The organism is Moorena sp. SIO3H5 (assembly GCF_010692395.1).
Classification (GTDB): domain Bacteria; phylum Cyanobacteriota; class Cyanobacteriia; order Cyanobacteriales; family Coleofasciculaceae; genus Moorena.
This window is the reverse complement of sequence record NZ_JAAHHS010000299.1, coordinates 1-9,684: the sequence shown is the minus strand read 5'-3', so window position 1 is coordinate 9,684 and position 9,684 is coordinate 1. Positions and strand designations below refer to the sequence as shown.

Here is a 9,684-nt window from a genome sequence, read left to right as displayed (position 1 = left end):
CTAAGTTGTAGCTTGTAGGGTGGGCAAAAAAAGTTTGGTTGAAATCAGTATTGTAGAGAATGAAACTTTGCCCACCTTACTTGAATTATGTGTACTGTTCGCGTAGCGTGCGCGTAGCGCATTAACTGTTCGCGTAGCGCTAATCGCTAATAGCTGATAGCTAATAACTGATAGCTGATCCCTTACAACTCTTCTTCTATAGGCTGGCCGTGATCAAAAACAATAATAAATTCAGCATCCGGCATCAACCGTTTCAAAGCCTTTAAATGGCCTTCGGCATCGGAACGCTTGCGGAAACGAGCAACAACGACCCGTTGCATCTTCGATAGCAGCCTAATAATCACCCATGGGTGTAGGCGCTGATGGTAAGTCATAATCTATGTATCTCCTTGTACTGGGGGACCAAGAGCCAGCCACACCGGCCTCGCAAAATCCGTTGGCTGGCTCTTCCCGTGGACGTTTAACGACCACGATTCTATTTTAGCACAAATAAACTTTTATTATAACATATTTTTTAAATTTTTGTAACAAAATTGTCAAGTCTCTTTTTTTTCATTAAACTAGTATTATCGGAATAGTTAAGGAAGAGTCCACTGATGAACAAGTGTGTTGGTAGTACTGAAGCCGCATCTCTGTTAGGAATTTCGTCTCGGCGATTGCGCCAACTCCTAGAGAAGGGTAGGGTCAGGGGTGCTTATAAAAGTGGGAAATTCTGGATTATTCCTCTGTTCAACCATTTGCCACAAATTACCAAAGGCTCCCGTGGACCGAAGGGCAAATGGCAGACTAGTCGTCCCCCAGCTTTAGCTAAGATTAATGTCAACCGCAATCACATTGGCTCGAATATGAAGAAAAGCCCTAAAGAGCGGAAGCCAGTGATTTCAGTAAAACGAAAGGGCACCAATCTCTACGGCAACGAAGTCGAAATCCTCGGTCCTTGTAAGATTGTCTATCAGCCAGATCATCCCCTCGATTGTGGCGCTCGTCTGTGGATCGAAACCTTCAGTGATATTCACTTCATCGGTGGCAGTTTCCCGGCTACTAGCTGAGTTCCCTGTTCCCTGTTCCCTGTTCCCTGTTCCCTGAACTACAAAATCATCGGGATCAGATTAAGTTGATCTTCTGTTAAGGGTTCCGCGAACAAGCCTAACTTAACGGGGACATCATACAACCGACCGGGGGCGAATCTTGCCCAAAAATGGCGCATCCCTGGTACAATCACCTTGACCACATTTAAGCCAATATCCGGGCGGGTTTGGTCTAGAACTAGGGTTTCCATGCCTGCGGACTGGGCAATTTTGACACAGGTCATCACATCCTCATAAATATCATCACTCCACTGTTGAGCATAGTCACTGTAAAGCTTGAGGGGAATGTCAGGATTGGCAACTATGTAGGGATGGTCTTTGCGGTTTAGATTATGCTTATTCCATTCTTCCCAAGACCCGGTTTTACTGGGTTCCACCTCATCCACATGAAATCCCAGTTGGTTCATTTCTGTTACTGCCCGTAAAATGGCAATCCGAGGATCGAGATGGGCACCAAACCCAGCAATAATCCCTTCTTGTTCCTGATCGGTGCGGGCTGAGATGGCAGCAAAGGCGGGAATGCCTAAATCACTGGTAATATCCAGCACCCACAAGTCACGTTTGCGATCGCGGTATAGTTGTTGTAACTCTACCAGATAGGGGTCATCAAAGCTGGCTAAATCTACTCCCGGACATTGCAGGGAGTTGTACCACCAAATCGCCACGCTATCCCGTTCCACCAATTCCATAAACCCCTGCAAAATTGCTTCTTCCAAGGTATTGCCAGCAGCATTGCCATTGGAGTCAGCAGAACAGAAGTGATGATCCTTTGATGCAGGATAGTTGTAATAACAGAAGGCGGTGGGCAGATAGCTATGGGTTTGTGTAACTAAAGACCAAACTGGTGTCCATTCAATGGCTTGGCTGCTATCAAACCGTTGCGGCACCCAATTGTGATCCACTCTGGCTTTGTTCAAGGTTTCTCGGTGAGCGTACTGATACTCACTAAACTGCATCACCTGTTCGGGAGGAATAGCAGTATCTCCCAACTCCCCTAAGGTAGAAACAATCAGGGGTTCATCCCCATGATAGATACTGGAATAGCGTTCAACGGCTTCACAGAACCCACTGGCTTTGGCTTGACGGTCAGTTTTCCCTTTGCCAGCACTTTTATGACCCAACATACGACGCAAACGGTTCAAATTATTGGTGGCAGCACCGTAACTATGAATAGCATGATAGGTATGGAGCAGGGCACTGTCTGGGTCAGAGGAACGGATTAAGGCACTGACAACTCCGGTGATGGGACTAACCAGGTGTTGGTACCGTTTCAGGGTTTGATCGGGAGTAAAGGCACGATGTCCGCCATCGGTAGTGTATTGCTTTTTACGATTGACTAAGCTAACCGGTTGATGAGCGCGATCGCTTAAAAGTTGCGGATTCCCACAAGCAGCACATTGGGGACGATGGGGGAGCTGATGGGTTTCAGTGCTAAGGTTAGTTTGATTGAGGGTAATCACTTTCCCCACCAAGGTGGCCAAGTTAGCTGTTTCCTCTACCCCCAGTTGCACAATCCATTTCGCCACTTCCGTGGTAACTAAATTCACGCCAGTCTCTAAGGTAGAACTGAGGAAAGCGTTGGAAGTAGGCAAACACCCGGTCACCTGACCAAACTCAACACTTTCTCCCTTAAGTTGGCTTGCTTGCGGGGCTTGTTCCCCCCAGGATTGGGGGGTTAGGGGGGCAGGTTGATGCGCGCCCCTGTTCCCTACTTCTGCGACACTTCCCGCCTTTCCCTTCTGCTTCAGCACCGACGCTTCTACCTCCCGGTTGCCCCGCAGACGATGGGCCAAACATTGCCAACAGCCAGTTATTCCCGGTTCAAAGATCGGACCAAACCACAACAGTCCTCCGATTGGTTTCGCCAACAGCCAGGCTTGGTTAGTATCTAGGGCGACTTGATTAATCTGAGCTAGTTCCGGTTGCAGATAGTCATCGGTAAGCACTACTAACAGAGTGGGTAAATCTGTGACTGGGGGTTTACCTGTCCAGGGTTGGGTTTGAATGCCAACGGTTGTGAGTTTATCGGTCAAGGGTTGAGTTGGAACATTCCCCACAGCAGTGACATAAACTACTACTTGCCGCAAACAATCATAAGCAGTTTGGGGTTCTACTCCCAGCAAACTCCAGAAAGCAGCAGCAGCGTCTGACAATTCAGGCACCTTTGCAGCGATGTACCCTTTGTCATACAAATTTTCGATTACATAAGCCACCTGGTCTCGGTCAGCGTGGTCGGTTAGTCGTTCACAAATTTCCTCGTAGGTATACTGACCATCCAGCAACGGCATTAAATGACAGTAAAATTCTCCCGTTAAAGCGTGGGTGGCGTTTTCTGCCAATAGATAAACATGATTGGGTTCAATAATTTCAACGCGATAATGAGGACGGATTTGTAAGAGTGGTTCCATATTAATTATGGGTATTCAACCAGAATTGATCTAAGTCCTAATCCTATGCCACCATCTGCACCAATTTCCCGAGAATAGGTTCGATGGGAGGGAGCAAATATTCCGCCAGGTCGAGGGTTACTGTTTTTTCTTCCAATTTCAGAAATCGCCATAACGTACCAGTGGTTACGGCACCGTAAACCGTTGCAATTGGCCGTAGGCCACGCTCCGCGAACGCATTACCATTACCATTATTCTGCTGTTGGTTAAACCGAGCAGCTGCTACCATTGCGGCCATACACTGTCCTAATCCCCCTTTCAGGTCTTCTTTTTTGGCTTCTATAATAACGGCTACCGGGGCTTTAACAAATAACTGTTCCGGTGACAGACTAATAATAAAATCACAGGTACCATTTAATCCCACTTCTGGATCAACATTAAACTCTTCCCCAGAAAACAAGCTAACCTGGTTTTTATGGAATTCTCTAACTGCGAGTAATACTGGACATATCAAAAGTTCTGATCGGGCTTTTTCCGTATTCAATGCGATCGCTAGTTGGTAATTTTGGGTGATAAATTCCGCTAAATAAGGACTAGGAGAAATTAGGCGATCGCTATCGCTTTCAAAAATATTCCCTTGTTCGATTAAGGTTAAGTCAAAATCCTTGAATACTTTTTGAATAGTAAATTGACTGTAAGACATGAGCTATGGAAGGGAGTAGGGAGTAGGGAGTAGGGAATCGGGAATCGGGAATCGGGAATCGGGAATCGGTAATTGGGGTAAAATATTGTCTACTTGATTACTATGAAAAATGGGCTTATTGCCTTTTTTAACTATTTTTTTTTACTATTTCCTGACATGCTATACTGTGAATGCGATTCGGGCAAACCCCGACGCTACGGGAACGCAAACAGAAGGCAAAGTGTGCTATTCAATAATAATGCTACCGTAACGTAATTCCTATTTCAGTGACGTTTAACTCTCCCAATGGCAACTATTCCAACAATCTCAGAACATATTGAAATTACTCCGGGGGTTTGTGGCGGTAAACCTCGGATTGCCGGACATCGGATTCGAGTTCAAGATATTGTGATCTGGCACGAAACTATGGGAATGTCACCGGATGAAATTCTCTATCACCATCCTAGCATTACCCTGTCAGATGTCTATGCAGCACTGGCTTACTACCACGACCATAAAGAAGAAATCAGACAGGATATTGAGGCTGGGGAAGCGTTTGTACAAGCGGTACAAGCTAAAACACCGTCTCTATTGCAGCAAAAACTTCAGAATCGGCAATGACCAAAATCCGATTTCATTTGGATGAAAGTGTTAGCAATGCCATCTCTCAAGGTTTGCGTCGTCGTGGAATTGAAGTAACGACAACCTCAGAAGTTGGACTGATTGCTGCCTCTGATCAGGAACAGCTTGCTTTTGCAACATCGCAACAACGAGTTCTGGTGACTCACGATGACGACTTTGTTGTGCTTCATCAAACTGGAATAACTCATTCTGGAATTGCTTATTGCAGTCCTAATCGACGCTCAATAGGAGAAATCATAGGTACACTAACTTTGATTTGGGAAGTATTGCAGCCAGAGGAAATGCAAAATCATATTGAATTTATGTGAGTTTCCTTCGTCATTATCAATTCAAAATTCAGCAACACCATTCAATTTTGTTATTCCTACTCCCTCGGTGCGCTTTCCACTCCCGATTCCCGATTCCCGACTCCCGACTCCCGACTCCCCACTCCCGATTCCCCACTCCCACTAATCTTTTGCGGAATATAATTATCTACTGGTGTATACCGTTAAAGAAGCGAACATCGATTCACCAAAGGTTTCCATCGTGTCCACTCCAGTTGAACCATGCTCTCCCCAAACCCTCGCTGAGGCTAACCTGCAACCGAGGGGCAATGTTTATCCCAGTCCCATTACTTGGCGAGACCAGATTCTATACTTTCTGCTACCTGACCGATTCAGTGATGGGTTAGAAGCAGAACGGAAACAGTTTGACCGTAGTAACCCAAACCAATTTAAAGCCAAACATAAAGGTGACTGGATGAACCAGGGAAAACGGTTTCAAGGGGGTACCCTCAAGGGAATCGAGAGTAAATTGGACTACTTGAAACAATTAGGTGTTACTACCCTTTGGATTGGTCCAGTTTGGCGACAACGGATTGAACTAGACACCTATCACGGCTACGGGATTCAAAATTTCCTAGAGGTTGACCCTCGATTTGGCAGCCGTCAGGATTTACGGGATTTAGTGGATGCTGCCCATGAGCGGGAAATGTATGTGATCTTAGACATCATTTATAACCACAGTGGAAATAACTTTTTCTACAAAGACGAGAATGATAATCCTCATTCTACCCTTCCCTACCGTTTTGAACCCCCCTATCCATTTCATAGTTGGCGTTCTGGCACGGGTAAAGCAATTCCCCAAATTACTACAGAAATTGATGGGGTATGGCCTCAAGAATTTCAAAACATGGATTGGTACACTCGTGCTGGTCATATTAACGAATGGGGTGCAGACCCTTGGGAAGACAAACTGCATCCGGATCTAGAATTTCGCCGAGGGGATTTCTTTGATTTAAAAGACATTAATGTCGCTAAACCGGAAGTGTTAGCAGGGATTATAAAAGTCTATCAATACTGGATTGCCCTAAGTGACTGCGATGGATTTCGTATTGATACCGTTAAGCATATTCCTTGGGAAGTTTCCCGTAGTTTTTGTGGTGCTATCCGGGAATATGCAGAATCGATTGGTAAGCAGAACATCCTACTGGTGGGAGAAGTAACCGATGGGGCTCATATGTCCCGCAACTACCTAGAAGTATTTGGTCGCAACTTGGATGCTGTGCTTGATATTGGGGAACCCACAAAGCGATTAGCACAGATGGTAAAAGGATTAACACCGCCAAGGGAGTTTTTTGGTCAATTTGAGGATCATAATATCCTTGGTAGCCACCGGGAAACGGGACGGTATCATGTTTCGATCTTAGATGACCATGATATGGTCGGACGCGATCGCAAGCATCGGTTTGCTGCTAATAACTCTATTCCTAGTAAATACCAGCAAATAGCCCATGCGGTAGGGGTGCAACTGACCACGTTGGGTATACCCTGTATCTATTACGGTACTGAACAAGCATTTGATGGCACAGAAAACCGCCATGACCCTAGTGTTGAAGCAATCAATGAGTATGGCAACATTTCAAATAGCGATCGCTATATTCGTGAATCGATGTTTGGCGGTAGCTTTGGGGCATTTGAAACCAGTGGCTGTCACTTCTTTGACCCAGACCATCCCAGTTATCTCAGAATTTCTGCGATCGCAAACCTCCGGAATCGACCAGATCTGATTGGTAAAACCCTACGTGGCGGTCGTCAATACCTCCGAGAAACCTCCTATCTCGGCAAACCTTTTGCTATTCCTGATGCTGGAGAATTAATTGCTTGGTCAAGGATTCTCTACAATCAAGAAATTCTGGTGGTTTTAAACACCCATGGCACTGAAAACCGTGGTGCATACGTCACCATTGATGGTTCACTACACCCCCACGGCTCAACCCTTACTCTGCTCTACAACAGTTACTGGAGTAACTCTCAATTACGCCATCCACCCCAGAATCAAACCGTAATGGTTCAACATGACCAGGGTAGGGCAACGGTCAGGATTGACTTACCGCCTAGTGGCATGATGATTTTGGGCTAGGTATTCTACCGGAAATGATTAGCGACCATAATATTTTGCTCGGTGTCTTGATGCAGTCGCTCATGGGGGAAACCACGGCAGTCGCTCATGGTTAGAAGTTACCGTAAGACAGTTGAGCCTTAATCAATAAGTTTTACCCTTTTTCTGCATAGCCGACCAACCATAAAGGCTCAACGTAATCAGGTTTCGTCTCCGGGGGAACCCCCAAGACCGCGCTGCCTCCCCAAGACCGCGCTGCATCGCTTTCAGGGGTGAGGGGTTGCACCCCACATTTATTTTGCTATACTGAGATCAAGTAGATACACCCTGATGATCGAGAGAGTCACAAGCACGGCTCTCTATTTTTTTTTAGATAGCTGAACAGTTCTGATGGTGCTTGAAGTCAAGGGTTTCACGTCAACTGGTGCTTGCTTTGGGAGTACGTACCCGTGAAATGATAGTTTTAATCAATCCATACCCAAACGGACATTCTTCACGCTTCACCTAACCCCTAAAACCTAACACCTGTATGACTTTCAATTGCCTTGTCACCCCGTGAAAGCCGATGCACACTATTAAGTTTTGTAACATTTTGATCGTTTAAAGGGGTGAGGGGTTGCACCCCACATTTATCTTGCTATACTTAGATCAGTAGATGCACCCTGATGATCAAGAGAGTCACACCAACGGCTCTCTATTTTTTTTTGAGATGGCTTAACAGTTCTTTACGTATTTGAATTTATAGCTTTGAAGCGGTGCGTACGCTTCATCCCAATCATTAAGCCGATGGGCACTATTAAGTTTTGTAACATTTTGCTCGGCTTAAGGGATGAGGGGTTGCACCCCACATTTATCTTGCTATACTTAGATCAGTAGATGCACCCTGATGATCGAGAGAGTCACACCAACGGCTCTCTATTTTTTTTTGGCTATACTGTAATTACTATAGTGCGCAGTGCTGGGTTCAAGTCGAGGAGTCGAACCACAGACCAATTAATTAACACAACTTATCATGGAAGATCAGCAAATCTATCAGTCTGTTGCTAATTCTCTTAGGTCTGCTATCGGTCTGCTTGATATAGAGCAAGACTCACCCTTGCGAAAGGATGTAATTGCCCTGTGCGACCATCTAGAAAATCCCACATTTAGGATTGCTGTCTTTGGTCCGTTTAATTATGGCAAATCCACCTTGCTCAATGCTTTGCTAGGAAAGCGGACTTTGCCCATTGGTCTAATTCCCACTACAGGGGCTGCGATTCATATCCGATATGGAGAAGAATTGCATACTCGAATTACCCTGACTGATGGCACAGAAATTAGTGAAAATAGCACAAAGGTCCTCAAGCGCTATGCTATCCTCGATGAGCAACGGTGTATGCGCTCTGATGTCGCTTCGGTAGACGTTTACTGTCCCCATCCCTTCCTAAAAACTGGTGTAGAATTCTTGGATTTACCAGGAACAAATGACCGGGAAGCTCAGGATAAATTAGTGCGCGACCAACTGCTAACAGCAGATTTAGTCGTTCAAGTGCTGGATGGTCGCCAGCTCATGACTTTGGGTGAGCGGGAAAACCTGAGAGACTGGTTAATAGATAGAGGAATCAAGACTGTTGTTTTTGTGGTCAATTTCCTGAATTTATTGGAACCTGATCAGCAAAAAGAAGTCCAGACTAGGCTACGGTTTGTAGCCGAAAGTTTTCGGTCGGAATTACCGAATACTGTTAGTAACTTGTATCGCGTTGATGCCCTACCGGCTTTGAGAGCTAGACTAAAAGGATTATCTGATCAAGCACACACCACGGGATTGGCGATGTTTGAATCAGCACTGCAAAGCATGGTAGCTGCTCAACGAGAAAAGACAACGGTTCGCCTGGATCGTGTGGATGCGATCGCAACTCAAGTTAAAGCAGCACTACAGTCTAAAATCCAAGTCATCAACTCAGAATTAGAAACTGCCAAACAGAAGGATCAGGCTAAGCTTGAGCTGCAACAAAAAGCTCATAAATTAATTAAACAAGGATTCCAAGCCGCTGTTTCTGACTTCGAGAGTTGGCTGTATTTGCCCAAACTGTTAGAACGCTATCAATCAACACTTGCCACAGCACTTCAGCAAGGGGAATTTAGCAGTTGGCAAGCACAATTCCAACAAGACATCGATGAATATCAACAAGCAATCCAGGAATGGGTTGATAAAGCTTGTGAGTTTTTTGAGCATCAGTCTCCTGGTAAGCTAATCATTTCTGTTCCCGATACTCCCCAAGTTATTATACCTGAGCCTGCCGACTCTTCCGAGGAGTTAAAGACAGTTATCCCAATTGCTCTTGCTACTGGAATCCGTTTGGCTTTAAAAGGTAAAGTGGGCGCAGCTATGGCTGGAGGAGCTAGCTATATCCTCAGTAAAGGGGCAAAGAAAGATAAGTCAAATTCATCCGCTGACTCTTATGACAATCAAGTAGCCCAAGCCTTAAGTGATGCAGCTCAGGATTATCTGACTGGTTTCAGA

Annotated in this window: 9 protein-coding genes; 6 read left to right on the top strand and 3 right to left on the bottom strand. The window is 45.4% G+C overall.

Annotation, left to right across the window (positions count from 1 at the left end; translation table 11 throughout):
• Positions 1 to 182 precede the first annotated feature (182 nt).
• Complete coding sequence (locus tag F6K52_RS25915) at positions 183 to 374, bottom strand: hypothetical protein (protein WP_293084972.1); 192 nt, start codon at positions 372 to 374, stop codon at positions 183 to 185.
• Positions 375 to 596: 222 nt separating this feature from the next.
• Between F6K52_RS25915 and F6K52_RS25910 the strand changes: the two genes are divergently transcribed.
• Positions 597 to 1,049, top strand: a complete 453-nt coding sequence (locus F6K52_RS25910; RefSeq protein WP_293084969.1) for a helix-turn-helix domain-containing protein — start codon at positions 597 to 599, stop codon at positions 1,047 to 1,049.
• A 38-nt stretch (positions 1,050 to 1,087) separates the two neighbouring features.
• On the opposite strand, the gene F6K52_RS25905 is transcribed toward F6K52_RS25910, so the two are convergent.
• A complete protein-coding gene (locus F6K52_RS25905) occupies positions 1,088 to 3,496 on the bottom strand; it encodes a TOMM precursor leader peptide-binding protein (RefSeq protein WP_293084966.1) in 2,409 nt (802 codons plus the stop codon).
• A gap of 43 nt (positions 3,497 to 3,539) precedes the next feature.
• Positions 3,540 to 4,178 carry a hypothetical protein gene (locus F6K52_RS25900; RefSeq protein ID WP_293084963.1) on the bottom strand — a complete coding sequence of 213 codons (639 nt, stop codon included), beginning with the start codon at positions 4,176 to 4,178 and terminating at the stop codon, positions 3,540 to 3,542.
• 285 nt (positions 4,179 to 4,463) lie between these two features.
• Here F6K52_RS25900 and F6K52_RS25895 point away from each other — a divergent pair, with 285 nt between their 5' ends.
• The 5 genes from F6K52_RS25895 to F6K52_RS25875 all read left to right on the top strand — a co-directional run.
• A complete protein-coding gene (locus F6K52_RS25895; protein ID WP_293084960.1) occupies positions 4,464 to 4,778 on the top strand; it encodes a DUF433 domain-containing protein in 315 nt (104 codons plus the stop codon).
• Complete coding sequence (locus F6K52_RS25890) at positions 4,775 to 5,107, top strand: DUF5615 family PIN-like protein (RefSeq protein WP_293084957.1); 333 nt, start codon at positions 4,775 to 4,777, stop codon at positions 5,105 to 5,107. The genes F6K52_RS25895 and F6K52_RS25890 overlap by 4 nt, the downstream gene beginning before the upstream one ends.
• A complete protein-coding gene (locus F6K52_RS25885; RefSeq protein ID WP_293084954.1) occupies positions 5,094 to 5,252 on the top strand; it encodes a hypothetical protein in 159 nt (52 codons plus the stop codon). Before F6K52_RS25890 ends, F6K52_RS25885 begins: the two co-directional genes overlap by 14 nt.
• A gap of 75 nt (positions 5,253 to 5,327) precedes the next feature.
• Positions 5,328 to 7,202: an alpha-amylase family glycosyl hydrolase gene (locus F6K52_RS25880; RefSeq protein WP_293084950.1), complete on the top strand. Its 1,875-nt coding sequence runs from the start codon at positions 5,328 to 5,330 to the stop codon at positions 7,200 to 7,202.
• Between the two features lie 991 nt (positions 7,203 to 8,193).
• The coding region (locus F6K52_RS25875; protein ID WP_293084946.1) for a dynamin family protein at positions 8,194 to 9,684 on the top strand (1,491 nt) is incomplete at its 3' end.